The organism is Pseudoalteromonas sp. McH1-7 (assembly GCF_013366255.1).
GTDB lineage: Bacteria > Pseudomonadota > Gammaproteobacteria > Enterobacterales > Alteromonadaceae > Pseudoalteromonas > Pseudoalteromonas peptidolytica.
Window position 1 is genome coordinate 69170 of record NZ_JABWPQ010000006.1, and the last position, 21261, is coordinate 90430.

General features: G+C 41.4%; 16 protein-coding genes. 8 read left to right on the forward strand and 8 right to left on the reverse strand.

Translation table 11 applies throughout. The annotated features are described in order from the left end of the window. Positions 1–4 precede the first annotated feature (4 nt). Entirely contained in the window at positions 5–2050 is a 2046-nt protein-coding gene (locus tag HUZ36_RS06050) for a response regulator (RefSeq protein WP_176032352.1), read from the reverse strand. A gap of 165 nt (positions 2051–2215) precedes the next feature. Here HUZ36_RS06050 and HUZ36_RS06055 point away from each other — a divergent pair, with 165 nt between their 5' ends. After that, on the forward strand, positions 2216–3373 hold the full coding sequence (locus HUZ36_RS06055; RefSeq protein WP_176032353.1) for an endonuclease/exonuclease/phosphatase family protein: 1158 nt from the start codon (positions 2216–2218) through the stop codon (positions 3371–3373). A gap of 108 nt (positions 3374–3481) precedes the next feature. On the opposite strand, the gene HUZ36_RS06060 is transcribed toward HUZ36_RS06055, so the two are convergent. Next, positions 3482–3685, reverse strand: a complete 204-nt coding sequence (locus HUZ36_RS06060) for a DUF2897 family protein (protein ID WP_176032354.1) — start codon at positions 3683–3685, stop codon at positions 3482–3484. A 144-nt stretch (positions 3686–3829) separates the two neighbouring features. On the opposite strand from HUZ36_RS06060, the gene HUZ36_RS06065 reads away from it, so the two are divergent. Next, on the forward strand, positions 3830–5164 hold the full coding sequence (locus HUZ36_RS06065) for an ankyrin repeat domain-containing protein (protein ID WP_176032355.1): 1335 nt from the start codon (positions 3830–3832) through the stop codon (positions 5162–5164). Positions 5165–5279: 115 nt separating this feature from the next. Here HUZ36_RS06065 and HUZ36_RS06070 read toward each other — a convergent pair whose 3' ends face one another. The 5 genes from HUZ36_RS06070 to HUZ36_RS06090 form a co-directional block, all read right to left on the reverse strand. Further along, positions 5280–5720 carry a DUF2069 domain-containing protein gene (locus HUZ36_RS06070; RefSeq protein ID WP_147389104.1) on the reverse strand — a complete coding sequence of 147 codons (441 nt, stop codon included), beginning with the start codon at positions 5718–5720 and terminating at the stop codon, positions 5280–5282. Continuing rightward, a complete protein-coding gene (gene wrbA / locus HUZ36_RS06075) occupies positions 5717–6268 on the reverse strand; it encodes an NAD(P)H:quinone oxidoreductase (RefSeq protein WP_176032356.1) in 552 nt (183 codons plus the stop codon). The genes HUZ36_RS06070 and wrbA overlap by 4 nt, the downstream gene beginning before the upstream one ends. Next, positions 6268–6615 (reverse strand): arsenate reductase (glutaredoxin), encoded by a 348-nt coding sequence (gene arsC / locus HUZ36_RS06080; protein WP_147389106.1) that lies wholly within the window; start codon positions 6613–6615, stop codon positions 6268–6270. The genes wrbA and arsC overlap by 1 nt, the downstream gene beginning before the upstream one ends. Before the next feature lie 136 nt (positions 6616–6751). Then, complete coding sequence (locus HUZ36_RS06085) at positions 6752–8203, reverse strand: beta-barrel assembly-enhancing protease (RefSeq protein WP_128729927.1); 1452 nt, start codon at positions 8201–8203, stop codon at positions 6752–6754. 1 nt (position 8204) lies between these two features. Next, positions 8205–8870: a hypothetical protein gene (locus HUZ36_RS06090; RefSeq protein WP_128729926.1), complete on the reverse strand. Its 666-nt coding sequence runs from the start codon at positions 8868–8870 to the stop codon at positions 8205–8207. 309 nt (positions 8871–9179) lie between these two features. On the opposite strand from HUZ36_RS06090, the gene HUZ36_RS06095 reads away from it, so the two are divergent. Then, complete coding sequence (locus HUZ36_RS06095) at positions 9180–10253, forward strand: AI-2E family transporter (protein ID WP_128729924.1); 1074 nt, start codon at positions 9180–9182, stop codon at positions 10251–10253. A gap of 172 nt (positions 10254–10425) precedes the next feature. On the opposite strand, the gene HUZ36_RS06100 is transcribed toward HUZ36_RS06095, so the two are convergent. After that, positions 10426–11463 carry a LacI family DNA-binding transcriptional regulator gene (locus HUZ36_RS06100; protein WP_128729923.1) on the reverse strand — a complete coding sequence of 346 codons (1038 nt, stop codon included), beginning with the start codon at positions 11461–11463 and terminating at the stop codon, positions 10426–10428. A 373-nt stretch (positions 11464–11836) separates the two neighbouring features. Here HUZ36_RS06100 and pgi point away from each other — a divergent pair, with 373 nt between their 5' ends. The 5 genes from pgi to HUZ36_RS06125 all read left to right on the forward strand — a co-directional run bounded on the left by pgi (position 11837) and on the right by HUZ36_RS06125 (position 21261). Then, complete coding sequence (gene pgi / locus HUZ36_RS06105) at positions 11837–13483, forward strand: glucose-6-phosphate isomerase (RefSeq protein WP_176032357.1); 1647 nt, start codon at positions 11837–11839, stop codon at positions 13481–13483. 373 nt (positions 13484–13856) lie between these two features. Continuing rightward, positions 13857–15326, forward strand: coding sequence for a glucose-6-phosphate dehydrogenase (zwf, locus tag HUZ36_RS06110; RefSeq protein WP_147389111.1), 1470 nt, complete (start codon positions 13857–13859; stop codon positions 15324–15326). Then, on the forward strand, positions 15326–16036 hold the full coding sequence (pgl, locus tag HUZ36_RS06115) for a 6-phosphogluconolactonase (RefSeq protein ID WP_147389112.1): 711 nt from the start codon (positions 15326–15328) through the stop codon (positions 16034–16036). Before zwf ends, pgl begins: the two co-directional genes overlap by 1 nt. 774 nt (positions 16037–16810) lie before the next feature. Then, a complete protein-coding gene (locus HUZ36_RS06120) occupies positions 16811–19411 on the forward strand; it encodes a TonB-dependent receptor (RefSeq protein ID WP_176032358.1) in 2601 nt (866 codons plus the stop codon). 314 nt (positions 19412–19725) lie between these two features. Continuing rightward, positions 19726–21261 carry a tryptophan halogenase family protein gene (locus tag HUZ36_RS06125; RefSeq protein WP_176032359.1) on the forward strand — a complete coding sequence of 512 codons (1536 nt, stop codon included), beginning with the start codon at positions 19726–19728 and terminating at the stop codon, positions 21259–21261.

The window sequence follows — 21261 nt, forward strand, 5'->3', positions numbered from 1 at the left end:
TCAATCACCGTGTTTCTTCTGTGCTCACAGCTCTAACCGCGGTTAATGCCGTTTTTAGCGCGTCAATTTGGATTGGTTTGGATAAAAAACTGTCCATGCCCGCATCTAGACATGCTCGCTTATCCGACTCTGATGTATTGGCTGTCAAAGCGATAATGTGCGGTATTGATTGTGTGTTACTATTGAGTTTACGTATGGCTCTAGTTGCGTCAAAGCCATCCATATTGGGCATAATGCAATCCATAAAAACAATATCAAAGTGATTTTTACGGCACGCCTCTACAGCTTTCACACCATCATATGCCATGTCAATTTGAGCCGCACCAAATTGTTGTAATAACTTTTCCATCACTAATACATTAATCTGATTGTCATCAACCAGTAAGATCTTACATCCGGCTAAGGAAATATTCGCTGTCGATACAGGACAAGGCTCGGTATCATCGTTCTCGCGCTGCTTTGCAAAATCGACGGGAAAAGTAACGGTGAACGTACTGCCTTTGTCGACTTCACTTGAGACTTGTATATCGCCGTCAAATAGACTGCAAAGCTCAAATACAATGGATAAACCAAGCCCTGTACCACCAAAGCGGCGACTAATACTGGGGTCACCTTGGCTAAAAGGCTGGAAAAGCAAACTTTGGTTCTCATCGGAAATCCCAATACCAGTATCGCAGACACGTAATTGAAGCACGGGTTGTTCGTTTTCTGTTAAGACGTCGGCATAGATATCAACACATCCGACTTGGGTGAATTTTATTGCGTTACTGACCAAATTCGCGAGAATTTGTTTTATTCTGGTAGGATCAGAGTACAGCCAAAGGTTAGCTAGCTTGTTCATGTGTACATTGATGCCCAGCCCTTTTTCTTGGCTAGCTGGATGATATAAGCCAACAACTTGGGTAACCAGTTGCGTTAAGTCAAACGGCGTATTGTCCAGCGTTAAGTTATTGCTATTAAGCTTACTAAAGTCCAATACATCATTGATCAGGGTGATCAACATATCCGCGCTATTTCGGGCAATTGTTAAGTTACTTTGTATCGCATCAATATCATTTTCGTTGTGGCATGCTTGAAGCATGCCTACAAGTCCATTCAACGGAGTACGCAATTCATGGCTTATCTTAGCAATAAAGTCACTACGAGTTTTAAGTAGCTGCTCAGCTTCTTTTCTTTGTTGATCCAAGGCTAAACGTAGTTTAACTTGCTCATCAATGTCTTGAATTGCACCAAAAACTCTAACGCATTCACCATTTTCATATTCCCCCTGCCCATGAGAGGCAACCCACTTTTCATTACCGTGTGCGTCTATGATAATTGACTCAATATCCCACTTTGTTCGAGAGGAAATTGCGTCATTAATCGCTTGCTTTATATCGTTTTGATGGGAGCCCGGTTTATAAAAAGCAATGGCATTATCCAGCGTCGGTACAAACTCTTCTGATACGCCGTGAATGGCTCGGGTTTGTTGGCTCCAGTAGACTTTATTTTTTTTAAAATCTACTTCCCAAGAGCCAATATCTGCTAATCGACTCATTGCTGCAAGTGCTTCAGAGCGATGCTGTAGTTGTCTTAATGTTTTTTGACGTGAAATCTCAACGCCAATCCACTGTCCTAACAAGCTGACGTAATCTAAATGCTCCTGAGTGAAACTATCGGGTTTAGCATCAGGGGAAGAAAAGTTCACTGTACCATATCGATTTCCATCAACAATGATGGGAGCGCCAATGTAACTTTCTAGGCCAAAGTGTATATAGCAGGGGTGTGTTGCGATCTGGCTGTTTCCTGCATGAGAGAAAGCCAGCGCACTATCTGCTTTAAAAGTGTGCCAACAATAGGTATCTGAAAAATCAAATGTGGTACCAACAGGCAGACTATTATCCGGCGTAATAACATGTTTTACTGTGTAAATATTGGCGTTTATTTCACTTACGATAGCAATGTCGAGCTGGAATACATCAAGCCCAAGACTGAGCAGTGCGGTAACTTTTTCATCGAATGTGGTTTCTTGGCTTGTTGTGATCAGATGTAGCCTTTTTAAAATACTCACAAATTTCACATCGTTGGTGTAATTAAGGTAATCTTTTAACTTTAACTGCTCTTTGCTAACTTGCCAACAATAAATCTTGCTACTTTGTCGAGATAACTTCCGTTTTTCAATAGATTATGAATAAAATAAGCGATGCGGGATTATCACTACTATTTAGGTGAATAGATGAAATTTATCAATATAGCTTTTTTATTTATGGCGTCGTTTGCGAGTGCTCAAACGCTTCGGGTGGCAACTTTCAATGTCAGCATGGAAGCGACGAACTATCAACAGCAAGGTGAACCCCTTGATCCAGAGAAACTAAGCAAGTTACTTCAAGATGGTCAACATCAGCAAATAAAGAACATCGCAGAGATCATTCAACGTGTTCGTCCAGATGTCATTCTGCTTAATGAGTTTGACTACATTGCTGAACCAGAGAAGGGCGTGCTGGCATTTATGAACAACTACTTGGACAAAAGTCAGCATGGTCAGCAGCCGATATCATATCCATACTTTTATATCGCACCGGTTAACACAGGCTTACCAACACGATTTGATTTAGACAACGATGGTAAAAAGTCGCGTTATGCTGGAGATGCGCAGGGCTTTGGTCTTTATGAAGGGCAATACGGTATGGTTGTGTTGTCTAAGTATCCTATAAAAAATAGCCAAGTGCGGACACTGCAAAATTTCCTTTGGAAGGATATGCCCAATTATAAAAAAACCATAGCTCCAAAAAGCAACTCACCTTTTTATCATGCTGACGAGTGGCAAGTCTTACGATTAAGCTCGAAGTCACATTGGGATCTGCCAATTGATGTAAATGGAAAGGTATTTCATTTCCTTGCTATGCACCCAACCCCTCCAGTATTTGATGGTGAAGAAGACCGTAATGGCAACAGAAATCACGATGAAATTAGACTGATGGCGGACTATATAGACCCAAAACGGAGTGAATATATTTATGATGATAGTGGTGTAAATGGTGGCCTAAAAGCGAAAACACGATTTGTGATTGCGGGCGACTTAAATGCTGCAGATCAAGGCGATAAACATCGTCCTGGTGTAATCGAACAGCTATTAGAAAGTCACTATGTGTTCTCTGCTTTTGAGCCGGTGAGTAAAGGGGGCAAGCAGCATAGTGAAGCGCAATATAGTCGCAGTTACACTGCTCATTGGGGAGCTCGGGTCGACTATGTTTTACCTTCAAAATATGGCGTTCGTGTTTTAGACAGCGGCGTGTTTTGGCCTAGTAGCACGGATCCACTATATCGATTAGTTGAAAGCCGCCATGCTAGCTCAGATCATCGCTTGGTGTGGCTTGACCTTGAATTAAAGTAACAATCACTTTTACAACCAGGTGTTTATCAAACTAAATAGAAAGCAAACACGTTCTTACTGAGCGGTTGCTGGGCGAGTATTGGTATCGTTATGATCTGGATACTCGCTTTACGGCTTTCTTGTGTCCTTGTTATGTGAAGATTGACTGCCCTTTTCAGGCGACGTTGGCTCAAATGGTTTTAGCTGATCATCGATCTTTTTTTTCATTTCAAACTTTGCCGAGTATTTGAGTAAAGCGATATTGCTCCAAATGACGCCCAGCACACCGACGATAATTAACACAACTTGCCAAGTCTCGAGCTGTTCACCCATGGTAAATCCTTAAAAATAGTAAATTTTCAAATTTGTTTTGAAATAGGTGGGCATTTTACCTCGACTGTTGATATTATTCACCACCTAGTCATTTCGCGATAATTATGCTGCATATATTTACATTCTGAGGATAATAGCGCATTCATGGAACAAGTGTTAATTTGGCCTGCCCAATACCCTATGTTACTGAAAGGGTTAATCGAACAAAACGGTGCTTACATTCTAGATGCCATAGAGGCATGGCCGAATTGCCAACAAATAAAAGACGAGCAGGGGGTATCCACTACGATACTTCCTCCGCTGTTTTATCTTGCCTGGCTCAGGCCGTTGGAACCTTTTGAAGCTTGCTACTTTCAACATATTGACGATTATGACGACAAGCAACGCCAATATGTTAATAGTGTAACGCGACATATCGAAGAAAACGGTGTTGAACAAGATGAATTAATCAAGACACTTATCCAGCGCTTAGGACAGTATTCAAATATCCAAATGCAGCTCCAAAACCAGAGCTTGTCTTTTATTGAATTGCTGTGCGAAAAGCAATTTGAAAAAACACTGATATGGTTGATAGAAGTGGGTATTCAGTTTGCACCAGAAGAAGTTGTATCTCTTTGGTGTAACAGTGAAGAAGCAATTCATGCTACTTTGCTTGATAATTTACAAACCTGTGTATGTGACCGTGATGAGACAGCGAAGCTTGCGACAGATGGTTTATTAGATGGCCGTCAAACATTCGAGTTACTATGCGCTATGTGCGACCAAGATGAAGTGGCAAAGCAATTGGAGCAAGCACTGTTATTTCAGCTCACACAGCAGCAAGTTAAACAATCCGCTATTCTCACGCTGGTTAATCAAGGAGCAAAAGGGGTAGCAAAAGATAGCAAAGGGCGCTCAGCAATTATGCTGGCTATTGAAAATGGTTTTGTAAGTGCTGTTGAGCCGATGCTGACATACCATAATGTCAACGAACTTGACGAGTGTGGACGAAACTTTATGCACTATGCCGCAGCATCTAACTCAGCGGCTATGATAGAGATGATTTTTGATCATGGAGACGATCCTACATTAGCCGATATTTACGGCGATACCCCATATCGAGTTGCAATGAAACAACAGGCGCTAACGTCAAAGCAAACGTTTGAGCAACGTGGGATCATCGAACTATCCAATGATGCAAAGTATCAAAAAATCAAAACGGTTCACATGCTCTATGCCTTTGCTGCAATTTTGTTACCGTTGCAATTATTTCTCTTTTTTACCGATGAGGTCGATGAAAAAACCATTGCGACTTTGGTAACTACGGCAGCATCGATTGGGATATTTGCAATAGCAAGACGAAAGCGCAGCAATCCTTTATATCCAAATAACTCGACGCCTTGGTCGTTACTTGGCGTAAACGCACTGGCTTGGGTGAGTATTGGAATACAAGTTTTATTCTCTGTTTTGGTATTAATCGCAGTGCTCTCTTTGCGATAATGGCATAGTCACAATTTTACCTTCTTATACCGACTTAATACTTGTCAGCATTGAGCAAGTATTAAGTCAGTCAGGGGGCTGGGCTTAAGTGATGAGTTCAGCCTCAAAAAATATATCACTGATCTTGGCTATGTTCGTGCGCTGCTTTCTCATCCGCTAGATCTTCTTTTAACTTCCTGATTTTTAAGCCTAACTCTTGACCTCTGTGCCTTGCATAGTAAGTACAACCGATAAACATCGATGTTGCTAGCGCTATTTCTAGTAATACTAAAAGCAACTCATCGGGAGAGATCCACAAGAGTGTGAATCCGTGGATGAAGTAAAACATAACGATAAAATTAGCCCATGCGTATGTGTATGGTTTGTCTTGGAGTATCCCCTTGAGCGGAAGTAACAGCGGTAAAACGTAAACCGCGAAGACAAAAGCTATGCTATAACCTTCTCTTGGTGCGAGTACAAAAAGCCACAATGGCATCAAAATTAATAGCCCAAAGTAACCTATTAGCGCCAAGAGCTGAAAGCGTTTTGTGATAGGCTTTTTTGCAATAGTGTTCATTTCAACTTTTCCGCTACACGCAGTAACCGACAGGCAGCTGCGCGACAAATTTTAATTTCTGTTTGAGTAAGCACGGTACTATTCTGGCTCCCAGAAATATGTGTTGCACCATAGGGAGTACCGCCACTTTCTGTTGCTAATAACTCGGGTACATCATAGGGTACTCCAAGTAACATCATGCCATGATGCAGTAAAGGAAGTGATAGGTTGAGTAAAGTAGCTTCGTTGCCGCCGTGCATGCTGCTTGATGACGAAAAGACGCATGCGGGTTTATCGATTAACGCGCCTTTCAGCCACAAATCACTGGTCGTTTCCCAAAATGCTTTTGCTTGAGATGCCATCATTCCAAATCGAGTGGGGGTACCAAAGGCTAACGCATCACAGCTGACTAAATCTTGCTTGGAAACTACGACATCATGCTCTTGACGTTTTTCAAATACCCGCACCACAGCGTTGCCACCTTGGGCGACAATAGTGTCTGCAAACTCATGAGCCATGTTTGCCACAGAGCCATGGCTGGAGTGATATAAAACGAGAATGGTAGCCATTAGAGAATTTCAAGTACCGACTCGGGTGGTCTACCAATCGCCGCTTTATTGTCATTAACAACAATTGGGCGCTCAATGAGTTTTGGGTTTTCAAGCATCGCTTTACGAAGTTGTGCTTCACCTGTTTCTTTAGACAACCCTAGCTCTTTGAATAACGTCTCTTTGCTACGCACCAATTGATGAGCAGAGCTAAAACCAAGCTTTGTAAGTAGCGCCGAGAGTGTTTCTTCATCTATAGGCGTTTTTAAGTATTCAATTACTGTGGGGCTAATGCCATTAGACTCTAGTAGCGCCAGAGTTTCACGTGATTTTGAACAACGTGGATTATGATATATTTCGATAGACATTATTTAAGCTCTATTTTAGTAATGTTGGACTCTGCCTGATCATAACGTAATGTCTAGTTGACGAAAAGCTAAGTAAAAGGAAATCGGCTTTAATTCTACAGTTTTAAAGCCGAGATGGTATGAAAGGCTGACAAGATTACAACTTGGCAATTTCTTTTTGCATATTTCTATATTGGCTCAGTAATGCCTTGAGTCGCGTCCGTTTAATGTCCTCATTATCTTGAACGTGGTTAAGCGCACGTTGTACTTCATCTGCTGCCTTACTAAATGCGCCATACTGTGAGTATACACTGGCTTTTGACTCATGATATGCCGCTTTGTTATCCAAAAACTCGTAGGCTTGTGTGAGAAGATCCCTTGCTAAAATATGCTCCGGTTTCTCTAACAGGAAAATTTTAAGCAGCTGCTCTGCCAGTTCATATTGTTTTGCTTTAATTGCTGCGTTTGCATAGTTTAGCGTGATCACCTGGTTGTTAGGTCGTAGTTGATGTTGAGCACTGAGCATTTCAACTGCTTTTTGCGGGGCATCGGTAGCGATAAGGTAATCGGTATACACATCTAAATAAAACAGGTTGTTCGGCTCTTTTGCCAACAACTCATCTAGCAGCTTACCTGACTCTTGATATTGCTTTGTGTCTAACAGCGCGATGGCAAGACCATATTTGATAGCACGTTTATCTAACTTTTGGGACTGCTGAAGCTGATTTTGAAAAAATGCAACGGCTGTGTCGTCATCATAATAATAGCGAGCCAGTACTCGACTCTTTGCAAGGGCATAGGAAAGACTTGAAGAATAATGTTTCTTTTCAAACTGCTGAGCCCTCAAGCGCACATCCGACACTCGGCTGTCAGGCAGTGGGTGGGTGAGTAAAAAAGCTGGAGGCTTATTTTTAAAGCGTATTTGGTCAGATAGTTTGGTTAAAAACTCGCTGGCTGCGTTAGGGTCAAAACCCGCTTTGTAGAGTGTGTTCATACCAAAGCGATCAGCTTCTTGCTCAGCTTTGCGGCTATGAGTTAGCTGGTTTAACGACGACTGTGTCTGACTTGCCGATAAAATTGCAATCCCCGCATCGGGAGCTACTACGGTTGCCAAGATACCGGTAATGAGTCCGGCGATTGTTAATGCGCTATTGTCTTGAGCATTTTGTACTCGTCGAGCTAAGTGGCGTTGAGTGACGTGTGCAATTTCGTGCCCAATGACGGAGGCCAGCTGACTCTCGTTATCAGACTGTGCAATCAGCCCTGTGTGTACTCCTACGTGACCACCATAAAATGCAAATGCGTTGATGTCTTTGTTGTTTATCCAAAAAAAGGTAAACGGGAAGCGGACATCGTTAGCATTGGCAACAAGGCGGTTGCCCAAGCTGGTCAAATACTCTTCCAGCACCGGATCGCCAACCACAGGAGAGCGAGAGCGAAGCTGCATCATCATCACTTCGCCTATTGCTTGTTCTTTTTCAATTGGCAACACTTGCAACGCGGAAGTGCCAAGATCGGGTAATTTTAATTCGGTTTGTGCAATACTTGAATGTGTCGTTACGAGTGCACATGCTAATAATATTGAGTTTAACAGGGGTCTAAACTGCATTCTAATCCCTTTTAAGGTCCTCTCCGAGCATTATTCTAGCGAGGTCAACTTCGTCATGGCATGCTCGAGCATCTTTTTCGCAAAGTTGGTAAAAGTCTTTTATTGAGACCCCGTCAACTCCTGTGATGTTCAATTCTTTTTGCAAAAAGCTAATGGTCATATGCAATACTTTGTGAGCATGCAAGATAAGGGCTTTGTCGGCAATGTCACCGCGTTCAAAATAAAATGCGATGAACTTATGTAATTGATTGATACGAAGCAAGTTTTTCATGGTATGAGGATCCCATACACGGAACTCTAAAAATCGATTATCTTTCACATAAGCGTCAATTTTAGTACCTTTTGCAATTGGATATGCCCAAAGTTCAAAACCACGGTCAGTAAACACTTGATGTAAAGCTATTTTTGGTTTGTTTTCACATTGAATAATCCCACTATCATCTTCGTATCCACCTAGTAGCTCAAGATTCCAATTTCGTTTGTCTAATAATCGCTTCACTGCATTATCAAAGCCATGATGGAGCAGTCCCTCACATTCGCTGACCGCAGAGGCTACAAGATGATAAAATGGTGGAAGCTCACCCCAATTTATTTGTTTTTTGTACCAATTTATTTCTTTTAATGTTGGATTGGCTGGCAATTGGGCCTTATTATTAACGCCTGGCATTAAGATTCCCAAAAAGTAGAATATGTTACTAAGAATAAACCATCAACGCCTTGAGGGCTACCGTATTGACTGAATTGTGTAGTAGTTCAGAGCCAAAATCTGTTCATGATCTTAGAGGGTTAACTTGTCCAGCCCTGTTTGTACAATTTAAGTGGCACCTGAAGCACCACAATTATACACTGGGCAGACTTAAATTATTGTTAAACCAAGCACAAGAATTAACAGATATTACCCATTATTTAGACGGAGTTGCTGTGAAGTACCAAATAATTGAATTGGAAAACGGCGAGATGTATTTGGAGATCGCGGATGTTTGAGTTAGTAAAAGCATGGTATATCAAAAAGTTTTCTGATCCGCACTCGGTGACACTGTTGCTGCTTTTGGTTGCAACTGTGGCGCTACTGTACTTTTTTGGTAGCTATGTGATGCCAGTATTGGTCGCCATTGTGATCGCATACTTATTAGAATGGCCGGTTAATAAACTTGCGCGGATCACTGGCAGCCGGTTGATATCTGTTATCTTAGTGATGGCAGCATTTGCCAGCATCGCTTTGGGGCTAGTATTTGGTATCGTACCTGTGCTTTGGCAACAACTGAGTAATTTGTTGCAAGAAAGTCCAACAATGATTGAAGAGGGGAAAGACTTCCTTTTACACTTACCGGAATATTACCCGACGTTGATTTCTACGACTCAAGTACAAGCCATTGTGACATCAGTCGAGAATAAAATACTGGAATTAGGGGAGATCCTTGTTTCAGCCTCGCTTACTTCATTAAAGGATGTTGTGGCTTGGATGATATACCTAGTGCTTGTGCCTTTGCTTGCCTTCTTTATGCTTAAAGACAAAAAAGAGCTGACGTCTGGTATTTCACAAGTTATTCCCAAAGATCGCAAACTTATCTCACAAGTTTGGCATGAGATGGATCAGCAAATAATGAATTACATTCGCGGGAAAGTGTTTGAAATTATCATCGTAGGATTAGTTAGTTATGCCACCTTTTCGTTTTTAGACTTGCGTTATGCAGCGCTCTTGGGGGCGTTAGTTGGGCTCTCTGTTCTAATTCCATTTATCGGGGCCGCGTTAGTGACGCTGCCAGTTGCTGCAGTGGCATTATTCCAATTTGGTCTTGCTCCTGAATTTTGGACTATTGTGATAGCTTATGGTGTTATTCAGGCATTGGATGGCAATGTTTTAGTACCACTGTTATTCTCTGAGGCGGTAGATTTAAACCCAGTGTACATCATTGTTGCTGTGCTGTTTTTTGGTGGCCTTTGGGGTTTTTGGGGGGTGTTTTTCGCCATTCCTTTAGCGTCGCTTGTAAAAGCACTCATCAATGCTTGGTCAAGCAATAACCAGGGGCTGATAGCAAAGCAAGATTAATGGTGCCAAGTGGCGGAGCGGGATCTTCGTCACCAAGCGAAAGTTTAATACCGTTCAACATCTGGGCGTACGTTGACACTGAATGAGTCAAAAGCGCCTTATCATGGGATTTGTCTTGCGCCTAAAAGTAGGCGCAAGACAAATCATATCGCATTTTAGCTATACCAAGCTGTTACTGAACTACTCTGCCAGTACTTTCTCTGACTACCATATTTGGTGTAAACACGTGACAAATATCTTTGTCACTATTGCGGTGGCCTCTTGTTTTTGAAAACAGCAGTCGTGCAGCGTGCTCTGAAATGACATTATTTGCTTGGTGAGCTGTAGTGAGCTTGGGCCAAGTTTGGCGCGAGAATGGAGAGTCCTCGAAGCCACTGATCGAAAGTTGACTTGGGATCTCTATATTCATCAGGCGTGCGGCAAAAAGTGCGCCAGCAGCAACCTCATCATTACCTCCTAAAATTGCGGTGATGCTGTTTGGATTACCATCAGCAAGTAAAGATTTTGCACCTTGAACACCAGACTCAAACGAGTAAGTACCATGGTAGAGGAGGGAGTCATCTGGTTGTATCTTATGAGCCGCTAGGGCGTCTCTGTAGCCAGCTAAACGCTCGGCGGTTGATTTGTGCTCCTGATCGCCCAAAACAAAAGCTATTTTTTTGTGCCCTAAGCTAATCAAATGCTCTGTAATTTCATAAGCGGCCGCATAATCGTCCACAAAAATACAATTCTTGGCACTGCTTTGTGCTTCTTTTGCTCGACCAGAAAGCAGTCGTACGTAATGAATGCCAAGTTCATCTAGCAAGTCGATGATAGCTTGTTGCTCTGATAAAGGAGGCGTTAAAACAAGCCCTGCCAAGCGCGAGCGCTTGATCATTGTTACTAGTTCATCAGCCATATCTTCCGAGCTAAAACTGCAAGGATGTATTACCAGCTCGTAGCCTTCGTCTTTACAACGAGATAACACCCCATTCTGCATATCGATTACATAATATGCGTTGGGATTGTCGTACACTAACCCGATAGCAAATGAAGAAGTACCGGCTAAGTTTCTTGCAGCAATGTTTGGCTGATAGTTTAACTCTTTTACAGCCAGCATCACTTGGTCATAAGTCTTTTGTCTAACTGAAGGTTCTTTATTGATTACCCGCGATACTGTTTTCATTGATACGCCAGCTAATTTGGCGACATCGTTAATAGTGACTTTCATGTAGTTGTTCTTCTATTTACAGGAGTGTGTAGATCATTATTAAGCGCAGAGGAATAGTAGCGTTTTATGCAAGTTTAAGCTAGCGCACAGTATTCCATTGTAATTACTTATTCGCCATTACGTCTTAATAAAAGGATCATCTATTTTTCTTAGGCTATTTATTATATACAGAATTTAGCACTACATTTCGCAGAAATAAATGAATGATACCGGTGTCAAAAATTTAATTTTAGGTTATTATTCGCAATGTAAAATTGAAAAGAAGCAGTTTGACAGCGTTGTCATTTTGGCATAATGTGCTTAATTAAAAGTGTTTCTTTGTTGTTACTTCCTGAAATATAAGGAAGTAACACGCATCTTAGGGGAGTGTGTAATGAGTGGTCGTGTAGAATTGGATAGTTGGCAAAAGCTTCGTCAGTCGGTGCTGCGAGTTGAACAGCAGCATTTAAAAACGATGTTTGACAATGATACCCAACGATTTGATAAGTTTTCTCGTCAAATTGCCGGTGTATTGTTCGACTTCTCCAAGCAACGTGTTGATGACCAAACATTTTCTGAACTGATGCAGCTAGCAGACGAATGTGATGTTGCCGGTTGGCGAGAAAAAATGTTTTCTGGCCAAAAGATCAACATCACTGAAAATCGAGCCGTATTACATACCGCCCTGAGAAATAGAGCCAATACACCTGTTTATGTTGATGGCGTAAACGTCACAGAACAAGTAAATACGGAATTAGAAAAACTAAAAGCGTTTAGTCAACGAGTTCGATCTGGTGAATGGGTAGGTTACACCGGTAAAGCGGTAAAAAATGTGGTTGCGATTGGGGTTGGCGGCTCAAACCTTGGCCCGCAAATGGTAACGGATGCACTGGCAGCTTATGCTGACGATACTCTCAATGTGCATTATGTCTCTAATGTTGATGGTGTGCAGATAGCGTCGGTACTCAAAGGACTAGATGCTGAAACAACGCTATTTGTGGTGTCTTCAAAAACCTTTACGACTTCTGAGACCATGACTAATGCAAAGACCGCTGTCGAATGGTTTTTAGAGTCAGCGAATGATAAATCAGCCATAGCAAAGCATTTTGTTGCCGTAAGCACGAACCTCGATAAAACACGTGCATTTGGTATCAGCGATGAAAATGTATTTACCATGTGGGATTGGGTTGGTGGACGCTTTTCGCTTTGGAGTGCAATAGGCTTACCGATTGCGTTATATTTAGGTTTTGATGTGTTTGTTGAAGTGCTTGAAGGTGCATTTGAAGTGGATGAGCATTTTAAAAGTGCCAGTAATCAGGACAACATTCCGTTGCTGATGGCATTGTTAAGTGTTTGGAATACCAGCTTCTTAGGCTATCAAGCCCAAGCTATTTTACCATACGATCAGGCACTTCATATGCTGCCAGCATATTTGCAGCAAGGTGAGATGGAAAGTAATGGTAAACATGTTACTTTTGCAGGTGAGCAGGTTGATTACACCACAGTGCCTATTATATGGGGAATGACAGGGATTAATGGCCAACATGCGTTTTATCAGTGCCTGCATCAAGGTAATGTGATAGTGCCAGCTGACTTCATCGCATCAATTGAGCCTCAACAGCAAGTCGGAAAACATCATGAAATTTTGCTGTCAAACTTCTTTGCGCAAACTGAAGCTATGATGGCAGGTGTAAATGCAGAGCAAGTGCGAACAGATTTAGCTGCTAAAGGTAAATCAGAGTCTGAAATTGATGATTTGATCCCGCACAAAATTCATAAAGGCAACCGTCCAACCTCTTCGTTTATCCTTGATAAAATTGATGCCAAAGCGGTCGGTCGTCTAATAGCACTATATGAGCACAAAATTTTCTGTCAGGGCATTATTTTGAATGTGTGTTCATTTGACCAGTGGGGTGTTGAGCTGGGTAAAGGGTTAGCTTCAAATATAGAAGCCGAGTTAACGCAAGAAGGCATCACTCACCCTCACGATAGCTCTACAGCTGGATTAATGGCTTACTATAAGCAAAAAAGAAAAAATTAACACTTTAAGTGGAACTTAAAGTAAACAGAATACCTTTGAACGGGTAGCGCTGGAGTGCTTAGAGCCTGTATTTTTGTGAGAGGAAATACAGGCTTCTAAGGCTCATTTATACCAAAGCGCATTAAATATCTATTTTGAGACGCGGAGCTAGGCGAATGCTATACAGCTTAGTTATTTTAAACTGGGAACCTCTAATGCAATAAGCGTCGGGCCTCAGCCTCAAATTGAGTAGATATTAAGTAACATTGGTATTACAGTGCGTTGCAATCGAAACATCACCCGTTAGCTAAGTAATTTGGTAGGCTTTGGAGTAGCGCCAAATCGAATAAACAATGCGTGTAAAAAGCACGCGCCTAACCTATGAGAGTGAATTATGCTTAATCCTTTTGACATCGTAATTTTTGGTGGGGGGGGTGATTTAGCACTTCGTAAACTCCTACCAGCTTTGTATCGTGCATATCAAGAAGGTAACCTACCTGAGGGCACTCGCATTTTACCGACCGTTCGTGAGCAAAATAAACAACAAGAATTTATCGAAACGACTCATAGTGCGTTACAAACCCATCTCGGCAAAGGTGAATACAACAAAAAAGATTGGTCTGCATTTTCGCAATTTTTAGTTCCTGTTGTTGTGAATGTGACAGAAGAAGATGAATATTGGGATACACTAAAAAATATCTTGGCAGATGGTGAAGAAAAGTCTCGTGTATTCTATTTATCGCTGCCACCTGCGGTATATGGCCGTTGTTGTGAACTGTTGTCAGTTAAAGGATTAATCACTGAACACTCTCGTGTTGTGGTGGAAAAACCAATTGGCTATTGCGGCAAATCTGCTGAAGAGATTAACGCTAAAATTGGTGAGTTTTTTGCCGAAGAGCAAGTGTTTCGTATCGACCACTATTTAGGTAAAGAGACAGTACAAAACTTGATGGCGTTGAGGTTTTCAAATGCATTATTTGAAAACCTGTGGGATGCTAAAACGATTGATAATATTCAGATCAGTATTTCAGAAACTGTGGGCTTGGAGAGTCGAGCTGGCTTTTATGACAAAGCAGGTGCGCTTCGCGACATGGTACAAAACCATTTACTGCAATTACTATGTTTGGTTGCGATGGAGTCTCCTCATAAACTCAATGCCAATAGTATCCGTGCTGAAAAGTTGAAAGTGTTAGAAGCACTACGACCACTGGTAGGTGAGCAGGTCGATGATAATGTGGTACGAGGTCAATATGTGCCAGGCGATTTGGAAGGTAAGTTAGTTCCTGGTTATCTTGAAGAGTTAGGTGAAGGTTCAAGTGAAACTGAGACCTTTGTAGCTATCCGCGCACATATAGATAACTGGCGTTGGTCAGGCGTGCCTTTTTATCTAAGAACCGGTAAACGCATGAAAAAACGCTGCGCTGAAATCGTGGTTGAGTATAAGCCGGTTTCTCACAATGTGTATGGTGACGCGGCAGGCCCTATTCAGCCAAACCGTTTGGTTATTCGATTGCAGCCAGAAGAAAGTATTCAGCTAACGTTGATGTCAAAACGTCTTGATAATCTTGAGATGCAACTTGAGCCTGTAACGCTCAATATTTCCTTAAGTGAAAAGTATAACAATGGTTACCACTCAGACGCATACAAGCGTCTAATGTTAGACGCAGCAGCGAATAATCCAGCACTGTTTATCCATCGTGATGAGGTGCGCCAAGCATGGCAATGGATAGATCCGATTGTTGAACGTTGGCAAGGTAAAGGTGCACCATCTCTTTATCGCGCTGGTTCATGGGGACCTGAGGATGCAGACGAATTACTAGAAGAAAATAAACATGTCTGGTTTAATGCAGGAGAGCATGCGTAATGGCTAGTATCACAGAAAGAGAATTTGCTTCTAAAGACGAAATGACAGCAGCGCTTACTGAATTGCTGCAAACAGCTCTCTCGGAGGGGATCGCAACAGATGGTAAAGCGGTGTTATTGGTTTCGGGTGGCTCTTCACCTGCACCAGCGTATCGTCACCTGAGTGGTGTCGAGCTAGGCTGGGACAAAATCACGGTTGCTATGGTTGATGAACGTTGGGTAGACGCTGAGCATGAAAAGTCTAACGAAGCATTTATCAAATCGACATTGTTACAAGACAAGGCGGCGGGCGCTCGATTTGTAACAATGAAGAATCGAGCTGCATCGGCAGAAGAGGGCGTGCAAGTGTGTGAGTCTGACTATGCTGCATTGAAACGGCCTTTTGATGTAACGATTCTTGGGATGGGACCTGATGGTCATACTGCGAGCTTATTTCCTAATGCCGATGGGCTAGAACATGCACTAACAACTACCGATACGGTGTGTGCAATCAATGCGCATCAAAGTGAAGTCACAGGTGAGATAACAGAGCGTATGAGTCTATCATTAGCAGGAATAGCTCATTCTAAAACCGTTGTATTATTGATCTCTGGTGAGGAGAAAAAGGCAGTGTATGAAGCTGCAAAGCAACCAGGCTCAGAGTATTCGGTTCCACTGCGTGCTGTATTAACTCATCCTGATATTGATTTGACTGTATTTTGGTGCCCTTAACTTCAAGCATACACAAATACATAGCTAGACTATAAGGTCGGCTCGAGAGCCGATTTTATAGTTTGATTTGTGGCTTGAATCTAAAAATTTAGTATCATTGGATATTTAGCAGATAAACGAAAACAATACTTCTTACTTCTTACTTCTTACTTCTTACTTCTTACTTCTTACTTCTTACTTCTTACTTCTTACTTCTTACTTCTTACGAATAACAGCAATAGTTTTTACTTATTTAAAATTAAGCATTGAGCTTATCAGCAAGTCCCATAATGGGGTATTCTAATTTGTGCAAAAGAGAGCAATGACTTACGTGTCAATCGCAGAGTTTATGGGCATTTGTCATAAAAAATTCTCTTAAAATTACTAGACAGGAGTAACCCATAACACTATAATGACAGCGTTGTCATTGATATTTATTCTCATCTGTAGCTTCTGCCCAAGCTGAATGGGAAAATGAATACACATCCCCTTGTGTGTATTCACCATATTTTGACGTACCTATTTTGACGTCATTCCATCCTAAAAACCTACAGCAAAAAATTTTTTTATGTTATTCTCAGCTTGTTTTTGTAACAAACCATATATTGGCCGTATTTAAATCTATATTTATCAACAAGATAAATTCTTATATGAATATTTTTTGAATAGCAGACCAAAAAAATTGTAGCGAATATGTAATTTACGGTGTATGGTTTGTTATTAGATGACAGCGTTGTCATCATCACTGGGCAGAAGTGATTTAAAAAACCAACAAAATGATTCAAGGGGAATCCTGTGTTAGCTAATAATTTCAAAAAAAGCTTACTTGCAGTTAACGTCAGCATCGCACTAGGTGCGGGCTTTTCAGGTGCTGTAGCTGCAGAAGAAAGTCAAAATCAAGTACAAGAAAACGTAGAAGTCATTGAAGTTCGCGGTATTCGCCGCTCTTTAGAAGCGTCAATGAACACAAAAAGATTTGCCAACTCCGTTGTTGATGCTGTATCAGCAGAAGACATTGGTGACTTCCCTGATAATAACCTTGCAGAGTCTTTAGGCCGTATTCCTGGTGTTACCGTTTCTAGACAGTTTGGTGAAGGCTCGGCTGTATCTATCCGTGGTGCATCAAATCAGCTAACCAAAACTTCATTGAATGGTCAAAATGTCGCTTCTACGGGTTGGTATACTGAGCAAGCAATTGATCGCTCATTCAACTATTCAATGCTTGCACCTGAAATGATTGCATCAATGGAAGTATACAAGTCTTCGCAAGCTGACATCGTTGAAGGTGGCGTAGGTGGTACAGTAATTGTGAATACTCGCCGTCCTTTAGATTTGGATGCTAATACGGTATTCGGTTCGTTGAAAGCTACAAGGTCTTCTATCTCAGATGAGACAGACCCTAATGCGTCAGCGTTATACAGCTGGAAAAATGAAGCTGAAACATTTGGTGTGTTAGGTGCAATTGCAAGATCTGAGTATTCGTTAGAGCGTTTGGGCGATGAAGGACTACCAGTTTGGGCCGGTCGTATTGCACCAACTAACTTTAAGCAAGAACGTGAAAGAACAGCAACCGATATTCAGCTTCAATATGCTCCAACCGATAGCTTAGATTTTGGCTTTCATTACATGAATTTAGAGCTAAAAGCGAATAATCTAAACACTCAAATCTGGATTCCTCAAAACCTCGAAAATTGCTCTACAAACGCACAAGGTGTTCCAGTCAAATGTACGTCTACTCAAGCTTGGGTAGATGAGACCGGTGGGGCACAGCCATACTACGATGTTAGACCACGTCAAGCAACGATGGAAACCGAATTATTTGCTTTTGATATGACTTATCAAGGTGAGCATGTAAAGATTGAATTCCAAATCGGTACAACTGAAGCTACTGGTGGTACCAACTTCGAAACTAACTATGCTGCCTTAACGGATGTTAGCGGCACTATAGGAACGATTGATGCTACAGGCGATAGAATCAAGTATGATATTGCTAACCCAAATTATGCGGTAAGTGAATTGGGTGTAGGTGCGAACTCAATTCTTAATGCGCCGAATATAGACGAAGAAGACTATACACAAGTCGATTTTACTTTCCCTCTAGAGGGAGATTTCTTCACATCATTAAAGACCGGCGTGCGATGGGTACACCATGAAGTAGAAAAGTCTGGTAACCGACCGCTTCTATCTAGTGCTGATCCTGTTTCTGGGCTGGTTACGGGTAAGTTCATTGATGCTGGCGAAGCTGGATTCCTAATTCCTGAGCCTGATGCTGGCGCGATGATCGCTCATACTAAGAGCTTGATATCTGATTGGGTAGAAGAGCGCGCAGCATACTCGTCAATTGTTGAAGATAACTTAGCCGCATATGTTATGGCTAACTTCTCGCACGAAAACGTGAGAGGTAATATTGGCTTAAGATATATTAGCACTGATATTTCTTCAGACGCATATGCATTATCTCCGGGTTTTGTTGACCCGATTATTGATAGAAATAATGGTTATTCAAACGAAATTGTAACTGAAGAGTCTAGTTATAATGAGTTACTACCAAGCTTTAACGTCGCTGTTGACGTAAGTGAAGATATTATCGTACGCTTCTCGGCCGCAACTGTAATCGCTAGACCTAATTATAATGACTTGTTTACAAGCTCATCGTTGAAAGGTTATGGTGATAATATTCCAACAAACCAATCGGTAGAAAAAGGCTCTGTAGCACTAAGCCCGTTTAAAGCGAATCAAGCTGACTTAGGTGTAGAATGGTACTACAACGCAAGTAGTTTGGTTGCAGTTTCATATTTCACCAAGCAAGTTGATACGTTCACAACTTTTGCAAGTATTCCTGGACAACAAATTGGTATCGTTGACCCTGACTCAGGTGAAGATAGCTGGACTGTTCAGTCATTTAAGGATGGCCAAGGTGGCGACATTAGCGGCGTAGAATTCCAATGGCAGCATACGTTTGAAAATGGGTTTGGTGGGGTATTTAACTATACCTACGCAGATGCAAAAGCAGATGCAAAGAACTACTCAGATAAAAACGATATCTTCTCTGATTCATCAAAGCACACGGTCAATGCAGTTGCGTTTTATGAGAATGATGATTTCTCAGCGCGTGCTGCATATTCATGGCGCTCTGATTACATGATCCGTGAAGTTGGTTTCTATGGTAACCGTGAACACCAAGACTTTGGTACGCTAGACTTGAGTTTTAGTTATAAAATCAACGAGAACTTTACGGTTGTTGCTGACGTAACAAACTTACTAGAAGAAGATAGTATCCAAGTAGGTCGTGACATTGGAGAGCTGCCTGTTGAACAAAGAACATCTTACGGCTACCCATCTTATAGTTATGAGGGTGAGGCGAGATACTCTTTAGGCCTTCAGTTCCGCTTCTAATTTAATTGAAATTGTAAAAAGGCTCGGGTAACCGAGCCTTTTTATTTTTAAATAGATTCTTATTATTTCGGAAGATTTAATACCAATTAGTCTTAATACTTGCCCAATTTGAAGCCTACTGCATTAAAAATTTCTCATTTAGAACAACTAAATAGCAAAATGTTCGCCTTACCTGTATACAGCTAGGTATCTTTGCGATAGTAGGATGCGTAGTGGTGTTATCGACAAACTTTTTTTGCCTCAAAATAGCAAGCTTAATTAAGTGTATTGGTATAAGTTAATCCTAGATAGCTAGAAATATTTTGAGTTATGGTATGAAACTACAGAAAGTCATTATTTTAGGTGGTGGGACAGCTGGTTGGTTGGCCGCCAATCATTTAGCAAAAAGGTTGAATGCAGAGCTAAGTCTAGATATTCATATTGAGCTGATTGAGTCAGAGAGTATACCAGCAGTAGGAGTTGGCGAAGGTACTGTCCCTTTCATGAAGGAAACACTTAAGCATTTTGGTATTGACGAAGAATTGATATTTAAAAATGCGGAGGGGTCTTTTAAACATGGTATTAAATTTTCTGATTGGTTATATAACCCTGAAAGTAACAATGGTCATTATTACTATCATCCGTTTCAGCCATATCCCAGCGGCCACGAGCAATTAATACGGGCTTGGTTAAGTAACCCAAACCGTTGTAAGTTCGAACACTTTATGTCGACACAGGCCACGGTTGCGGAGTTGGGCTTAAGTCCCAAAGCAATCACTCAAAAAGAATATGATGGTGTATTTGATTATGCTTATCACTTTGATGCTGCTTTATTTACTAAGCTATTGAAAGACAATGCTGTTAATGAGCTTGGTGTACACGTGAGCTATAAAACTATTGATGATGTGGAAATTAGCCAAGATGGCAGTATCAAGGGTTTAATAGCAAATGGTGAGCGATTTGATGCAGATTTCTTTGTTGATTGCTCTGGGTTTGAAAGCCTTTTGCTTGGTAGAGCCATGAATGTTGGCTTTAAAAGCTTATCTAACACTCTGCTTGCCGACACGGCGTTAGCGGTCCAATCACCCTACCAGGATAATAGTACACCAATCAACCCGTATACTACTGCAACAGCTAAAGAACATGGGTGGATCTGGGATATTCAATTGCAATCAAGAAAGGGGGTTGGCTATGTTTATTCTAGTAATCATACATCGGACGATGATGCACAAAGGTGCTTAGCACTATATCTAGATGTTGAACCTCAGGAGCTCAATGTTAGAAAAATTGATATGCGTTGTGGCTATCGAGAGCAGTTTTGGGTAAAAAATGTGGTTGCGTTGGGGCTTGCGCAAGGTTTTGTTGAGCCATTAGAAGCGACAGGGCTGTTAGTGTTCGACTTAACAGCTTCAATGCTTGCTCACGCACTGTCAAGTGGGGAGCTTAGCTTTGCGTTGGAATCTCAAAAGTTTAATAGAGATGTTGAGAGAATGTGGTTGAACATCAGTGACTTTATTAAGTTACATTATTGCTTGTCAAAGCGCACCGATTCATCTTTTTGGTTGGATAACTGCAGTACCGATACGATACCTGATTCACTTCAACAAAAGCTTGAAATGTGGAAAGTACGTGCACCACACAAATTTGACTTTACAGATAAGCTCGGGGTATTTGATATCTCGAATTACTTGTATGTGTTATACGGTATGGAGTTTTTACCTACTCAGGTTGTGACATCAGAAGCTTCTATGCAGATTTATAAAGGCTATCAGGAATATCAAACCAGTGTGCTAAAAGAGGTCAACAGTAATTTGAGACCACATAGAGAACTGCTAGAGAAGTTAAAGCTATATGGTATACAGCGTAATTAG